General features: G+C 73.8%; 14 protein-coding genes. 6 read left to right on the top strand and 8 right to left on the bottom strand.

Annotated features, from left to right (window positions below):
* Nucleotides 1-81: 81 nt before the first annotated feature.
* Genes rsgA through J1G43_RS13495 form a run of 3 tightly spaced genes read right to left on the bottom strand, consistent with a single transcriptional unit; the run spans nucleotide 82 to nucleotide 3,093 of the window.
* Nucleotides 82-1,170: a ribosome small subunit-dependent GTPase A gene (gene rsgA / locus J1G43_RS13505; RefSeq protein ID WP_207378628.1), complete on the bottom strand. Its 1,089-nt coding sequence runs from the start codon at nucleotides 1,168-1,170 to the stop codon at nucleotides 82-84.
* Nucleotides 1,170-2,507: a 3-phosphoshikimate 1-carboxyvinyltransferase gene (gene aroA, locus J1G43_RS13500; protein ID WP_207378627.1), complete on the bottom strand. Its 1,338-nt coding sequence runs from the start codon at nucleotides 2,505-2,507 to the stop codon at nucleotides 1,170-1,172. The genes rsgA and aroA overlap by 1 nt, the downstream gene beginning before the upstream one ends.
* A 34-nt stretch (nucleotides 2,508-2,541) precedes the next feature.
* A complete protein-coding gene (locus J1G43_RS13495; RefSeq protein WP_207340732.1) occupies nucleotides 2,542-3,093 on the bottom strand; it encodes a DoxX family membrane protein in 552 nt (183 codons plus the stop codon).
* A gap of 120 nt (nucleotides 3,094-3,213) precedes the next feature.
* Here J1G43_RS13495 and J1G43_RS13490 point away from each other — a divergent pair, with 120 nt between their 5' ends.
* Both J1G43_RS13490 and rsrA read left to right on the top strand, forming a co-directional pair.
* Nucleotides 3,214-4,044, top strand: a complete 831-nt coding sequence (locus tag J1G43_RS13490) for a sigma-70 family RNA polymerase sigma factor (protein ID WP_278186652.1) — start codon at nucleotides 3,214-3,216, stop codon at nucleotides 4,042-4,044.
* Nucleotides 4,041-4,358 carry a mycothiol system anti-sigma-R factor gene (gene rsrA / locus J1G43_RS13485; RefSeq protein WP_307859595.1) on the top strand — a complete coding sequence of 106 codons (318 nt, stop codon included), beginning with the start codon at nucleotides 4,041-4,043 and terminating at the stop codon, nucleotides 4,356-4,358. Before J1G43_RS13490 ends, rsrA begins: the two co-directional genes overlap by 4 nt.
* A gap of 70 nt (nucleotides 4,359-4,428) precedes the next feature.
* Here the strand turns inward: rsrA and J1G43_RS19785 are convergent, their stop codons facing one another.
* Nucleotides 4,429-4,503: a 50S ribosomal protein bL37 gene (locus tag J1G43_RS19785; protein ID WP_099052597.1), complete on the bottom strand. Its 75-nt coding sequence runs from the start codon at nucleotides 4,501-4,503 to the stop codon at nucleotides 4,429-4,431.
* Nucleotides 4,504-4,642: 139 nt separating this feature from the next.
* Between J1G43_RS19785 and J1G43_RS13480 the strand changes: the two genes are divergently transcribed.
* The 3 genes from J1G43_RS13480 (at nucleotide 4,643) to J1G43_RS13470 (ending at nucleotide 7,437) form a co-directional block, all read left to right on the top strand.
* The gene (locus J1G43_RS13480; RefSeq protein ID WP_207340730.1) at nucleotides 4,643-5,731 is read left to right on the top strand and encodes a type IV pilus twitching motility protein PilT; all 1,089 of its coding nucleotides are present in this window, start codon (nucleotides 4,643-4,645) and stop codon (nucleotides 5,729-5,731) included.
* A gap of 222 nt (nucleotides 5,732-5,953) precedes the next feature.
* Entirely contained in the window at nucleotides 5,954-6,832 is an 879-nt protein-coding gene (locus J1G43_RS13475; RefSeq protein ID WP_207340729.1) for a DUF4097 family beta strand repeat-containing protein, read from the top strand.
* Nucleotides 6,832-7,437, top strand: coding sequence for a PadR family transcriptional regulator (locus tag J1G43_RS13470; RefSeq protein WP_207340728.1), 606 nt, complete (start codon nucleotides 6,832-6,834; stop codon nucleotides 7,435-7,437). Before J1G43_RS13475 ends, J1G43_RS13470 begins: the two co-directional genes overlap by 1 nt.
* Before the next feature lie 21 nt (nucleotides 7,438-7,458).
* On the opposite strand, the gene J1G43_RS13465 is transcribed toward J1G43_RS13470, so the two are convergent.
* The 3 genes from J1G43_RS13465 to J1G43_RS13455 form a co-directional block, all read right to left on the bottom strand.
* Nucleotides 7,459-7,983, bottom strand: a complete 525-nt coding sequence (locus J1G43_RS13465; RefSeq protein WP_207370851.1) for a hypothetical protein — start codon at nucleotides 7,981-7,983, stop codon at nucleotides 7,459-7,461.
* Nucleotides 7,970-8,569: a GDSL-type esterase/lipase family protein gene (locus tag J1G43_RS13460; RefSeq protein ID WP_372434888.1), complete on the bottom strand. Its 600-nt coding sequence runs from the start codon at nucleotides 8,567-8,569 to the stop codon at nucleotides 7,970-7,972. The genes J1G43_RS13465 and J1G43_RS13460 overlap by 14 nt, the downstream gene beginning before the upstream one ends.
* Before the next feature lie 149 nt (nucleotides 8,570-8,718).
* On the bottom strand, nucleotides 8,719-8,877 hold the full coding sequence (locus J1G43_RS13455) for a hypothetical protein (RefSeq protein WP_207340725.1): 159 nt from the start codon (nucleotides 8,875-8,877) through the stop codon (nucleotides 8,719-8,721).
* A gap of 93 nt (nucleotides 8,878-8,970) precedes the next feature.
* Between J1G43_RS13455 and J1G43_RS13450 the strand changes: the two genes are divergently transcribed.
* Nucleotides 8,971-9,939: a GlxA family transcriptional regulator gene (locus tag J1G43_RS13450; RefSeq protein ID WP_207370850.1), complete on the top strand. Its 969-nt coding sequence runs from the start codon at nucleotides 8,971-8,973 to the stop codon at nucleotides 9,937-9,939.
* A gap of 61 nt (nucleotides 9,940-10,000) precedes the next feature.
* Here J1G43_RS13450 and J1G43_RS13445 read toward each other — a convergent pair whose 3' ends face one another.
* On the bottom strand, nucleotides 10,001-13,747 hold the full coding sequence (locus J1G43_RS13445) for a multifunctional oxoglutarate decarboxylase/oxoglutarate dehydrogenase thiamine pyrophosphate-binding subunit/dihydrolipoyllysine-residue succinyltransferase subunit (RefSeq protein WP_207378626.1): 3,747 nt from the start codon (nucleotides 13,745-13,747) through the stop codon (nucleotides 10,001-10,003).
* Nucleotides 13,748-13,932: the final 185 nt, after the last annotated feature.

Here is a 13,932-nt window from a genome sequence, read left to right as displayed (position 1 = left end):
GTGCGGGTGTCGCGCGCGGTCCCCGCCACGCCGTCGTCGGCGGGCGGCCCGCGCCGTCAACCTACCGAACGTGACGCCCGGTCACGGGACGCGCGCGCCGTCACCCTCCGGCTCGGGGTCCTCGACACCCAGACGGCTCACCAGCAGCCGGCGGAACGAGTCGAGCCGCGCGGCGCGTGCCGCGCGGGTGACGTCGTCGGGTGCGCCCGCCACCCAGTCGTCGAGCGTGCAGTCCGGCGAGCCGGCCAGGTGCGTGCAGCCGCGCGGGCACTCCCGCGCGACGTCGTCGAGGTCGGGGAACGCACCGAGCAGGTGCGCGGGGTCGACGTGCGCGAGCCCGAAGGACCGGACGCCCGGCGTGTCGATGACCCACGTCGGGGCTCCCGTGCCCGGCACCTCGAGCGCGACCGCCGACGTCGACGTGTGCCGCCCGCGGCCCGTGACGTCGTTGACCACGCCGACGGCGCGGTGCGCGTCGGGCACGAGCGCGTTGACGAGCGTGGACTTGCCGACGCCCGAGTGCCCGACCAGGACCGACACCTCACCGGACAGGATCCGGCGCAGCTCGTCCAGCCCCTCGATGGTCCGCTCGCCCGTCACCGGGTCCACGCCGCTGCGCGTCACCACGACGTCCACGCCGATCGGCGCGTACATGGCCGTCAGCTCCGCCGGGTCCGCGAGGTCCGCCTTCGTGAGGGCGAGGAGCACCTCCATGCCCGCGTCGTACGCCGCGGCCACGCAGCGGTCGATCATGCGGGTGCGCGGCTCCGGGTCGGCCAGCGCGGTGACGACGACCAGCCGGTCGGCGTTGGCGACGATCACGCGCTCCACGGGGTCGGTGTCGTCGGCGGTGCGGCGCAGCACCGTGCGGCGCTCGCCGATCCGCACGATGCGCGCCAACGAGCCCTCGGCGCCGGACGTGTCCCCGACGACGTCGACCCGGTCGCCCGGGACGACGCGGTCACGCCCCAGCTCACGGGCCTTCATGGCCAGGATCCGGGTCTCGTCCGGCCCGCCGGGGTCGACCAGCACCGTGTACCGCCCTCGGTCGACGGCGACGACCATCGCCGTGCGGGCGTCGGCGTGCTCGGGGCGCTGCTTGGTGCGGGGCCGCGAGCCTCGACCGGGACGGATCCGCACGTCCCGCTCGTCGTAGCGCCGCGTGGGCATCAGGCCGTCGGCCCGGCCGTCAGGCCGTCGCGCACGACGCGCCCGCCGTGCGCCGACGCGGCCAGCATCCCGCTCCACAGGTCGACGAACCCGGGCAGGGTCTTCGCGGTGGTGGCGACGTCCTCGACCTCCACGCCGGGCACCCGCAGGCCGACGAGGGCACCGGCGGTGGCCATGCGGTGGTCGGCGTACGTGCGCCACACCCCGCCGTGCAGCGGGCGGGGGGTGATGACCAGGCCGTCGGAGGTCTGCTCCGCCTGACCGCCGAGGCGCGTGATCTCCGCGGCGAGTGCCGCGAGCCGGTCGGACTCGTGGCCGCGCAGGTGCGCGATGCCGCGCAGGCGGGTGGGGGAGTCGCCGAGGGCGGCCAGCGCCGCGATCGTGGGGGCGAGCTCGCCCGCGGCGCGCAGGTCCAGGTCGACTCCGTGCACGGCTCCGGTGCCGCTGACCGTGAGCACGTCGCCGTCGAGCGACGTCGATGCGCCCATGCGCGTGAGGATGCCCGGCAGCAGCCCGCCGGGCTGCGTGGTGCGCACAGGCCAGCCGGGCACGCTCACGGAGCCGCCGGCCACCATCGCGGCGCACAGGAAGGGTGCGGCGTTGGACAGGTCAGGCTCGACCTGGACGTCACGGCCGGCGACGGGACCCGGCTCGACGTGCCAGATGTCCGGCCGGGAGTCGTCCACCACGACGCCGGCGGCGCGCAGCACGGCCACGGTCATCTCGATGTGGGGCAGGCTCGGCAGCGTCGGCCCGGTGTGCCGGACGGTGAGCCCTTGGTCGAACCGGGCGGCGGCGAGCAGCAGACCGGACACGAACTGGCTGGAGCCCGAGGCGTCGACGTCGACGTGCCCGCCGCGCACGGCACCGCGGCCGTGCACGGTGAACGGCAGGCGGCCGGGCTCGCCCTCCTCGTCCACGCGCACGTCGAGCGCGCGCAGTGCCTGCAGCAGGGGGCCCATGGGCCGCGCGAGGGCCTCGGGATCACCCGTGAAGCGGACCGGGCCGTCGGCGAGCGCCGCGACGGCGGGCAGGAACCGCATCACCGTGCCGGCCAGCCCGCAGTCGATCGTCACGTGCCCGCGCAACGGCGCCGGGGTCACCTGCACGGCGTCCCCACCCAGGTCCACCTGCACGCCGAGGGCCTCGAGCGCGCCGGCCATGAGCCGGGTGTCGCGGGAGACGAGCAGCGAGCGCAGCGTGCTCGGGCCGCCCGCGAGGGCCGCCAGGACGAGGTAGCGGTTGCTCAGCGACTTGGAGCCCGGCACCGCGACCGTCGCGTCGAGCGCCCCGTCGGCGACGGGGGCGGTCCACAGGTCGGCGTGCTGTCTCGTCATACGGCCAGGCTAGCGGCGTCGCCGGACGGTCACGTCAGCCGTCCACGTGCTTCGCGGCCTCGGCGGCGCGGGCCGCCTTGACGGCGGCGCGGTCCACCATGGCGTGCTGCACGCGCCACGAGACCCCCGGTCGACCCTCGAGGTCCACGCCCGCGAGGACGGCGCCGCCCGTGAACGACAGAGCCCGCACCAGGCGCTCCGTGCGCGCCTTCTTCTCGGCGGGCGTCAGCGCGCCCCGGCGTGACAGGGGCAGGTTGACGAGCACCAGCGGCACCGTGAGGCCGGCCAGCGCGAGCGCGGCCGTGCGCGGTGCGCGGCCCACCGCGAGCATCGTGCCCGCGACGAGCATCGCGGCACCGTGCGCCTGCGCGAGCATGGCGAGCTGCTTGTCGCTGACGTCGCCGTCCAGCGCCTTGCCGACCGGGGCGGGTGCCGAGGCACGGGCGGTGCCCGGCACGCGGCTCCGCAGCCCGTCGAGGCCGTCGCGCATCACCTGCGCGTGGCCGGCGGGTTGGCGCAGCGCGTCGAGCCCTTGGCTGACGAACCACGACGCGAACAGGGGGCGGGCGATGCGACGCAGCAGCACGGGTTCCTCCAGGAAGACGTCACCGCGGGTGGACGGTGCGTCCCACGCTAGTGTCGTCCGCCCTCGACGGCGCGCCCACCGCCGGGAATGCGTGCAGGTGTCCGCCGTGTTGGAGCGGTCATGAGCTGTGCCCTCGCGAGCCCTCCGGCGCCCCCGGCCGCACCCGTGCCCGTCGACGTCACCGGCGCGGCGACCGTCGTGCACCCGCTGCGGCCCGGACCGGCGTACGGCGTCGCCCCCTGGGGCGTGCCCCCGCGCGGGGGTGGTGGTGCCCGCGGCGCACTAGGCTCGGTGGTGATGAGCGAGCACCCCGAGGGAGTCGACGACGGCGAGGGCACGACCCGTGCCCCTGCGGGTGAGGACGACGCCGCCCGCAGCGAGCGGTTCGAGGCCGAGGCGCTGGTCTACCTCGACCAGCTGTACGGCGCGGCGCTGCGGATGACGCGCAACCCCGCCGACGCCGAGGACCTGGTGCAGGAGGCGTTCACCAAGGCGTTCGCCGCCTTCCACCAGTACCGCCCGGGTACGAACCTCAAGGCGTGGCTGTACCGGATCCTCACGAACACGTACATCAACACGTACCGCAAGAAGCAGCGCGAGCCGCAGCAGTCCCGGTCGGAGGAGATCGAGGACTGGCAGCTGGCGCGGGCGGAGTCGCACACGTCGCGCGGGCTGCGCTCGGCCGAGGCCGAGGCGCTGGACCACCTGCCGGACTCCGACGTCAAGGACGCCCTGCAGCAGATCCCCGAGGACTTCCGCATCGCGGTGTACCTCGCGGACGTCGAGGGCTTCGCCTACAAGGAGATCGCCGAGATCATGGGCACACCGATCGGGACGGTGATGTCCCGCCTGCACCGGGGTCGTGCCCAGCTGCGCGAGCTGCTGGCCGACTACGCCCGCGGCCGCGGCCTGGCGGGGGCGGCGCCGAGCACGCCGGACGGTGCCCGGTGAGCGCGCGTGAGGACGAGCCCGTCGTGGCCGACACGTCGGCCGGCCGGCCCGTGACCGACGCCTGCGGCTGCGACGAGGCGGTCGAGCGGCTGTGGGAGTACGTCGACTCCGAGCTGGGTGCGCTGGACCACGACCGCGTCGAGGCGCACCTGCACGAGTGCAGGGACTGCCTCGAGGAGGAGCAGATCGAGCTCGTCATGAAGCAGCTCGTGCGGCGCTGCTGCCAGGAGGAGGCCCCGGCGACGCTGCGCCTGCGGATCCGCGAGCAGCTCACGGTCCTGCGGCTGCGTCCCGCGACTGACACCGAGGTCTGAGACCCCACGACACGGCGACGGGCCCGGAGCGGTTGCTCCGGGCCCGTCGCGACGTCACGGCGTCGAACGCTCAGGCGTTGGGACGCTTGCCGTGGTTGGCGGCGTTCCCCTTGCGGGAGCGACGCTTGCGGCCACGCTTGCTCATCGTGGTTCTCCTCGGGTCGCGGCGCGCGCGCACGACGCACGCACGCAGGGATGTCGTCCCATGGTCCCACACCCGCGGGGTGGTGCGCGCCGCCGTGCGGGTGCTCAAGTGCGGGGGCAGCGCGCCCGATATCCCAGACGTGAGCCAGCAGCCGCAGTCCGTGATCCCGTTCCTCCACGCCCTGGCCAGCACGGGCGGCTCCGACCTGCACTGCAAGGTGGGGTCGTCACCCCGCGTGCGGGTGGACGGCCGGCTGCGCAAGCTGCAGGCGCCGGAGCTGCGCCCCGCGGACACCGAGCGGATGCTCGAGGAGGTCCTGCCCGACGACCTCGTGGAGATCTTCCGCGAGACGAAGGAGGCGGACTTCGCGTACTCGCTGTCGGGCGTCGGCCGGTTCCGCGTCAACGCGTACCAGGCGCGCGGGACCTTCGGGATGGTGTTCCGCCGTGTCGCCGTCGGGGCGCAGTCGCTGGGGGAGCTGGGCCTGCCGGAGGTCGTCGGCGAGCTCGCGCTGGAGCCCCGCGGTCTGGTCCTGGTGACCGGACCCACCGGATCGGGCAAGACGACGACCCTGGCCTCGATGGTCGACCTCATCAACTCGTACCGTGAGGTCAACATCGTGACGATCGAGGACCCGATCGAGATCCTGCACGCGGACAAGAAGGCGATCGTCTCCCAGCGCGAGGTGCGCCAGGACACCGCGGACTTCACCGTGGCACTGCGCGCCGCGATGCGTCAGGACCCGGACGTCATCCTGGTCGGCGAGATGCGTGACACCGAGACCGTGCGCGCGGCGCTGTCCGCGGCCGAGACCGGCCACCTCGTGCTCTCGACGCTGCACACCATCGACGCCGCCGAGACCATCAACCGCATCGTGGACTTCTTCCCGCCCCACGAGCAGAAGCAGGTCCGCATCGCGCTGGCGCAGGCGCTGCGCGGCATCGTGTCGCAGCGCCTGGTGCGCAAGGCGGACGGCAGCGGCCGGCAGGCGGCCATCGAGGTCATGATCAACACCGGCCGCACGGCCGAGGCCATCATCGAGCCCCAGGAGAACCCCCCGCTGAACGACCTCATCAAGGAGGGGGACTTCTACAAGATGCAGACGTTCGACCAGCACCTGTTCACGCTGGTCCGCGACGCGGTGGTGACCTTCGAGGAGGCGCTGGCCGTCGCGTCCAACCCGCACGACCTCACGGTGGAGCTGCGCGGCGCGGGCATCGTCGTGTAGCTGCACCGCACCGCAGCACGACGACGGGCGCCCGCCGCGGGGCGGGCGGCGGCCCGCCTGGTCGGCCCGGGTGGGCGGGTCCGTCAAGCTCCTCCCCACGCCTGACCGCCGCGGGCGGTCGACCTCGTGGAGGTCGTCGGCCGTCGTCGTCCGCAGGGTTGTGCGGTGCGCGATCGCGATATAACGTGTCCGCACAACACGACATATCGCGATGGAGGCATCATGTCGACGGAGTCCTGGGTCGTCGCCGGCCCGCAGGTGATCGAGATCGAGGACCTGCGCGCGCTGCGCGTCGGGCTGGTGGGTGGTCGCGTCGACGTCGTCGCGCACGACGACCCGGAGCAGCGCGGGGCCCGCCTGGAGGTGCACGAGGTCGACGGCCGTCCGCTCGAGGTGACGCTGTCCGACGGGGAGCTGCGCGTCGGCTACAGCTTCACGCTCGGCGGGTGGGAGGGCTTCGTCGAGCGGTTCCGCAACTTCCAGGACAAGGACCGCGCCGACGTCCACATCGCGGTCCCGAGCGACGTGCTGGCCAAGGTCGGCACGGTGAGCGCGGACGAGCTCGTCGCCGGCCTGCGGCAGGACGTCTCGGTCTCGACCGTCTCCGGCTCCGTCGTCGTGGACGACGTGCACGGACGGCTGTCGACCACCAGCGTCTCGGGGGAGACGGTCGTGCGCCGCCACCAGGGCGACGTGCGCTTCAACACCGTGTCGGGCGAGTTCGCAGCCTCCGGCGAGCTGACGCTCGTGCAGGGCAACTCGGTGTCGGGGGCGGTCTCGCTCGACGTCGGTCCCGGCACGTCCTCGCTCACGGTCACCACCGTCGCCGGCGACCTCACGGTCCGTGTGCCGGAGGGTGCCGGGCTGAGCGTGCGGGCCCAGTCGGTCTCCGGACGGCTCGTCGTCGACGGGCAGGAGCACAAGGGCACCGGTCCCGGGCGCCGGACCGTCGACCTGGACTCCGGCGACGGCGGCACCTACCTCTCCGCGACCACGGTGACGGGGCACGTGACGGTGCTGCGCGCGCCCGTTGATGACGCCGTCGTCGACGCGGTGCCGGGCGACGCGGTGCCGGGTGACGCAGCCGACAGGAGCGCCTGATGGTCCAGGTGTTCGCGCACGGCCGGCTGCGGCTGTACCTGCTGTCCTTGCTCGAGGACGGGCCGCGGCACGGCTACGAGCTCATGACCGCGTTGAGCGACCGGTTCGGCGGGACCTACCGCCCCAGCGCCGGGACGGTGTACCCGCGGCTCGCGCGGCTGGAGGAGGAGGGGCTGGTCCGGCGCGCCGACGAGGGGCGCAAGGCGACCTACACGCTCACCGAGGCCGGGCGGGCCGAGCTCGACGCCCGTCGCGGCGACCTGGCGCACCTGGAGGCCGAGATCTCCGAGACGGTCCGGGCGCAGGCGTCCCAGGTGCGGGACGACGTGCAGGCGGCGATGCGCGGCCTGCGGGCCGATCTCGCCTCGGCCGCCCAGCGCGCCCGCGACGCGGCACGCCCCTCCCCGGGCGAGCCGGACCCGCAGCGCACGGCCTCGCACCGGCGACGTGTCGAGGCCGAGGCGATCGTCCGGCGCTTCGGCGACGAGGTCCGCACCGACCTGCGCCGGGCCGACGCCGCGTCGGGCGTCGACGAGCTGACGGTCGAGACCCTGCGGACGGTGCTCGACACGGCGCTGCGCACGATGCGGTCCACGCTGCGCTGAGCGCCCGAGGGCCCGGGTCGCTCAGGAGGGCGCGCTGGGGTGGGTGGCGCGCAGCAGCGCGCGACGGCGACGCGCCAGGCCCGTCCAGGCGCGCGCGCCACCCGCCACGGCCGCGCCGACGGCGGCCCACACGAGGATCGCGACCCCGCCGCCCCACGCCGCCAGGGTGGCGCCTCCCAGCAGGCCGCCGGCGACCGCGAACGCGATCACGTGCCGGCGCTCGGACGTCTCGTGCCGCATGAGGTGCGCGGTCAGCAGGCCGCCGGGCCACCCGAGGACGGCCAGGGCCACGAGGTGCAGCCCGTACATGAGGACGACGACCATCACGGCGGCCTGGGCGTCGACGGCCGCGTCGGAGGAGCGGGAGGCCATCGCCAGCAGCACGGCGAGCATGACGGCGGCCATGACCAGCAGGACGGCAGCGGCGCGCAGGCAGACCTCGAGCACGGCACGAGGGCCGACGACGCGGGCCGCTCCCGACGGTGCGGGGGCGGTGTGCTGCGGGACGGCAGGTGCCGGGTCCGGCGTGGGGTCAGGCGCCGTCATCCGGCAGGCCCAGCCACGTGTGCCAGCCGGTGTGCAGGACGAGCCAGGCCATGAGCCCGTAGCCGGCCTGACCGGGCAGGTGCTGCGGCGAGGTGGCCATGTCCGCGAGCCACTGGTCGTGCGTCGCCAGGGGCGAGTACATGTCCACGTACGGGACGCGGCGCCGCGAGGCGACGTCCCCGAGCGCGGCGGAGAGCTCCGCCAGGCGGTCGCTCTCGTGCGCGGGGCCCGGCGGCGGGCCGATCACGAACGCCGGGATCCGGCGCTGGTCGGCGACGTCGAGGATGTTGGCCAGGTTCAGGCGGCTGCGTGCCAGCGAGAGTCCGGCGGCGATGTCGGCGCGCCCGAGCGCGACCACGAGCCGGTTGTCGGCGTGGGGCGACAGTCGTCGCGAGACCTCGGCGTCCCAGCGGGCACCCAGCTCGGTGCTGGTCTCGCCCGGGACGGCCAGGGTCAGCACGGTCAACGGGTCGGGCGTGCTGGTGCGCGCCGTGACGCGTCCCACCCAGCCCAGTCCCTTGGGGTCGCCCGCGCCGGCCACCAGCTCGTCCCCGACCACGGCGAGACGCAGCGGCAGCTCACCCACGCCCATCACTCCTGCCTGTGCCCGCGGCGCCGGGCGGTCCGGTGCGCGATGGGCGACAGTCTCTCAGGCCGGGGGCGCGTGGTCGCACCGATCGACGGGCGGGTCGCGTCCGTGTCGGTCGCGGTGGCGCGGTCGCGGGGCGCGACGGGTCACCGGAGGAAGATCTGCGTCACGGGCTGGTGCACCTCGTGCGGGTGCGAGCGGGGTGGCTCGTGGTCGCCCAGTCCGTCGTGCCGGACGACGTGGACGAGCCACGCGACCCACGCGGCGGCGGTGAGGGCGATGACGACGATCCAGAGAATGTCCATGGCAGAAAGTCTGTGTACGCCCAGATCGCGCCACGAGTGGCGGAACTGACGGTGAGGGTTGAAATCCTGCCAACCCCGTGGGACCGTGGACGGGTGCTCCGGACCGTCGCCGTGCTCGCCCTGCCCAACGCCGCCGCCTTCGAGCTCGGCACCGCGTGCGAGGTCTTCGGGATCGACCGCTCCGACACCGGTGGTCCCAGGTTCGACTTCCGTGTCTGCGGGCCCACGCCCGGTGTCGCGATGCCGACCAAGGGCGGCTTCGCGATCGTCGTCGACCACGGTGTGGAGGCGATGCGCGACGCCGACCTCGTCGTGGTGCCCGCCTACGGCATGCCGCAGGGGACCGTCCCCGCCGAGGTGCTGCAGGGGCTGCGTGACGCCCACGAGCGCGGGGCGTGGATCCTGAGCATCTGCAGCGGTGCGTTCGCGCTGGGTGAGGCCGGGCTGCTCGACGGGCGACGCTGCACCACCCACTGGATGCACGCGGCCGCCCTCGCGCAGCGCTTCCCGTCGGCCACGGTGGACCCCGACGTGCTCTACGTCGAGGACGGGCGGGTCATCACCGGCGCCGGGACCGCCGCCGGCATCGACGCCTGCCTGCACCTGGTGCGTCGCGAGCTCGGGGCGGCGGCGGCCACGAGCATCGCGCGGCGGATGGTGGTGCCCCCGCAGCGCGACGGCGGCCAGGCGCAGTACGTCGACACCCCGCTGCCCCCGCAGGCCGACACCCTCGCCCCGCTGCTGGCGTGGATGCTCGAGCACCTCGACGACGACCTGGGCGTGCCCGTGCTCGCTGCCCGCGCACTGATGTCGGAGCGCACGTTCGCGCGCCGGTTCCGCTCCGAGACCGGCTCGACGCCCGCCGCCTGGGTGGCGCGGCAGCGGGTCGCCCGTGCCCAGGAGCTGCTGGAGCGCACCGCCGCACCCGTCGAGGAGATCGCTCGACGCTGCGGGTTCGGCACCGCCGCGCTGCTGCGCCACCACTTCGCCCGCACGCTCGGCACCACACCGCTGGCGTACCGGCGCCGGTTCAGCTGCGACCCCGCCGACCAGGCCTCGTAGGCGCTCCGGGAACGACGACGGGCCGGCGCCCCGCAGGGGGTCGCCGGCCCGTCGGCCGTGCTCAGCGCTGGAAGGCCGCCTCGATCAGGGCCTTCTGCTCGGCCGCGTGCTTCTTGGCCGACCCGGCCGCGGGGGAGGCCGACCCCGGGCGGGAGACCACCCGGACGGTCCGCCCGACGAGCGGCGGCAGGTGCGTCGACATGAACGTCCACGGACCCTGGTTGCGCGGCTCGTCCTGCACCCACACCAGCTCGGCGTCGCCGTACGGGGCGAGCGCCTGCGCGATCGAGTCGGGGTCCAGCGGGTAGAGCTGCTCGAACCGCACGATCGCGGTCTGCTGGTCGCCCGAGGACACCCGCTGCGCCAGGAGGTCCCAGTAGACCTTGCCCGAGCACAGCAGCACGCGCGTCACCTGGTCGGCCTTGGCCGCTGCGAGGTCGTCGCCGACCACGGGGCGGAAGGTGCCCGTCGTGAAGTCCTGCACGTCCGAGGTCGCGGTCTTGAGCCGCAGCATCGACTTCGGCGTGAACACCACGAGGGGGCGCCGCGGACGCTGGTACGCCTGACGGCGCAGCAGGTGGAAGTGCGACGCGGGCGTCGACGGCTGGGCGATCGTCATGTTGTCCTCGGCGGCGAGCTGCAGGAAGCGCTCGATGCGTGCGGACGAGTGGTCGGGCCCCTGGCCCTCGTAGCCGTGGGGGAGCAGCAGCACGACCGACGAGCGCTGCGCCCACTTCTGCTCCGCGGACGAGATGAACTCGTCGATGACGGTCTGCGCGCCGTTGACGAAGTCGCCGAACTGCGCCTCCCACAGCACCAGCGCGTCGGGGCGCTCCACCGAGTAGCCGTACTCGAACCCGAGGGCGGCGTACTCCGACAGCGAGGAGTCGTAGACCCAGAACTTCGCCTGGTCGCCCGACAGGTACAGCAGCGGGGTCCACTCGGCGCCCGTCTCGCGGTCGTGCAGCACCGCGTGCCGCTGCACGAAGGTGCCGCGGCGCGAGTCCTGCCCGGCCAGCCGCACCGGCGTGCCCTCGATCAGCAGGGAGCCGAAGGCGAGGATCTCGCCGTAGCCCCAGTCGATCCCGCCGTCGCGGCTCATGCGCTCGCGCTTGTCCAGGAGCTGGGCGAGCTTCGGGTGGACCGTGAAGCCCTCCGGCGGGCTCACGTGCGCCTGGCCGATCCGCTGCAGGACCGACGCGGGCACGGCCGTCTGCCAGCCGACCATGACACCGGCGTCCTCCTGCTGGGACTCCGGTCGCTCGAGCCCGGCCACCGTCTCCACGTCCGCGGGCGGCGGCGTCCAGCCGTCCTCCCGCGTCTCGGTGAAGACGCGCTCGAGCTGCGACTGGTAGTCGCGCAGGGCCTGCTCGGCCTCCTCGAGGGTGATGTCCCCCCGCGCCACGAGGGCCTCGGTGTAGATCTTGCGGACCGAGCGCTTCGCCTCGATGAGGTTGTACATCAGCGGCTGCGTCATCGAGGGGTCGTCGCCCTCGTTGTGCCCGCGGCGGCGGTAGCAGACCATGTCGATGATGACGTCGCGGTCGAACTGCTCGCGGTACTCGAACGCCAGCTCGGCCACCCGCACCACGGCCTCGGGGTCGTCCCCGTTGACGTGGAAGATCGGCACCTGCAGGCCCTTGGCGACGTCCGTCGCGTACTGCGAGGAGCGCGACGACGACGGGCCGGTGGTGAAGCCGACCTGGTTGTTGACGATCACGTGGATCGTGCCGCCCGTGCGGTACCCGCGCAGCTGCGCGAGGTTGAGGGTCTCGAAGACGACACCCTGGCCCGCGAACGCCGCGTCGCCGTGGATGAGGATCGGCAGCACGGAGAAGCCGTCGCCCCCGAGGTCGATGCGGTCCTGCTTGGCCCGCACGATGCCCTCGAGCACCGGGTCGACGGCCTCCAGGTGCGACGGGTTCGCGGCCAGGTAGACGGCCGTCGTCGCGCCGGACTCGGCGGTGAAGACGCCCTCGGTGCCGAGGTGGTACTTCACGTCGCCCGAGCCCTGGACCGACTTCGGGTCCTGGTTGCCCTCGAACTCGCTGAAGATCTGGCCGTAGGACTTGCCGGCGATGTTCGCCAGCACGTTCAGCCGCCCGCGGTGCGCCATGCCGATGCCGACCTCGTCGAGGCCGCCGTCGGCCGCTCGCGAGAGGATCGCGTCGAGCAGCGGGATGAGGGACTCGCCGCCCTCGAGCGAGAAGCGCTTCTGCCCGACGAACTTCGTCTGCAGGAACGTCTCGAACGCCTCGGCGGCGTTGAGGCGGCGCAGGATGCGCAGCTGGTCCTCACGGGGCGTGCGCGCGTACCCGGACTCCAGGCGCTCCTGCAGCCAGCGGCGCTGCCGCGGGTCCTGCAGGTGCATGTACTCGGCGCCGACGGTGCGGCAGTACGAGTCGCGCAGCAGGCCCAGCACGTCGCGCAGCGTGGCGCGGGACCTGCCCGTGAAGCCGCCGGTGGGGAACGTGCGGTCCAGGTCCCACAGCGTCAGCCCGTGGTTCTGCACGTCGAGGTCCGGGTGCTTGCGCTGGCGGTAGGCGAGCGGGTCGGTGTCGGCCATGAGGTGGCCGCGCGAGCGGTACGCGTGGATCAGCTCGGCGACGCGCGCGGGCTTGATGGCCTCCGCGTCCGGGTCGTGGTTGGCGTCCCGCACCCAGCGCACCGGCTCGTACGGCACGCGCAGGGCCGCGAACACCCTGTCGTAGAACCCGTCCTCGCCCAGCAGCTTGCGCGACAGGATCCGCAGGAAGTCGCCCGACTGGGCGCCCTGGATGATCCGGTGGTCGTACGTCGAGGTGACCGTGAGGACCTTGGAGACGCCCATGCGGTTGAGCTGCTCGTCCGACGTGCCGGCGAACTCCGCGGGGTAGTCCATGGCGCCGACGCCGACGATCGTGCCCTGCCCCTGCATGAGCCGCGGCACCGAGTGCACCGTGCCGATCGTGCCGGGGTTGGTCAGCGAGATCGTCGTCCCGGCGAAGTCGTCCACCGTGAGCTTGTTGTTGCGCGCGCGGCGCACGACGTCCTCGTAGGCCGTCCAGAACTGCGCGAAGTCGAGCGTCTCGGCCTTCTTGATCGACGGGACCAGGAGCTGGCGCGTGCCGTCCGGCTTGGCCAGGTCGATCGCGAGGCCCAGGTTGACGTGCGCGGGCGACAGCACGCCCGGCTTGCCGTCGACCAGCGTGAACGAGGAGTTCATGGCGGGCATCTCGCCGACGGCCTCGACCAGCGCGAAGCCGATGAGGTGCGTGAAGGAGACCTTGCCGCCGCGGCCGCGCGCCAGGTGGTTGTTGATGACGATGCGGTTGTCGACCATCAGCTTGGCCGGCACGGCGCGCACCGAGGTGGCCGTGGGCACCTCGAGCGACGCCTCCATGTTGGTGACGACGCGGGCCGCCGGGCCGCGCAGCTTCTGCACGTCGTCGACGGGCTGGGCGTCCTGTGCCTCGTCGGTGCGGCGCGTGGCGACCTCGGCGTACGGCGCCGTCGCCGGCTGTGCGGTGGCGACGGGGGAGGGCGTGACCTCGACGGGCCGCGCGGGCGCCGCGGCGGCGGGCGGCGCAGCAGGTGCCGCGACGGCGGGCGCCGTCTGCTCGGCCGGACGGCCGGGCGGTGCGTGGGTCGTGGCGTCGCCGTTGGCCGTAGCACCCGACGTCTCGGGCCTGTAGCCCTCGAAGAAGTCCCACCACGCGGGGTCCACCGCGTCGCGGTCCTTCTGGTACTGCTCGTACAGCTCGTCGACCAGCCACTCGTTCGCGCCGAAGTCGGCACGGGTGGAGTCTGACTGCGCGTTCTGCGTCACGCTGGGATCGCCCACTTCCGGTGCGCGGTACCGGACCGCGCCATCGCCAGTTCTGTTGACGACAACACTACGTGCTCGACGGGGTCGGAGGCCTCTTGCGCGGCGCCCCGCACGGTGATCTGTGCATCGTCTTCACTCCGCGCGGCGCCGGGGTCAACGGCCCCTAAAGGCAGGCTGGGACGTGC

It is taken from the genome of Cellulomonas sp. zg-ZUI22, assembly GCF_017353535.1.
Classification (GTDB): Bacteria; Actinomycetota; Actinomycetes; order Actinomycetales; family Cellulomonadaceae; genus Cellulomonas; species Cellulomonas wangleii.
Note: the sequence above shows the minus strand (reverse complement) of the source record. Positions and strands in the feature narration are given on the sequence as shown.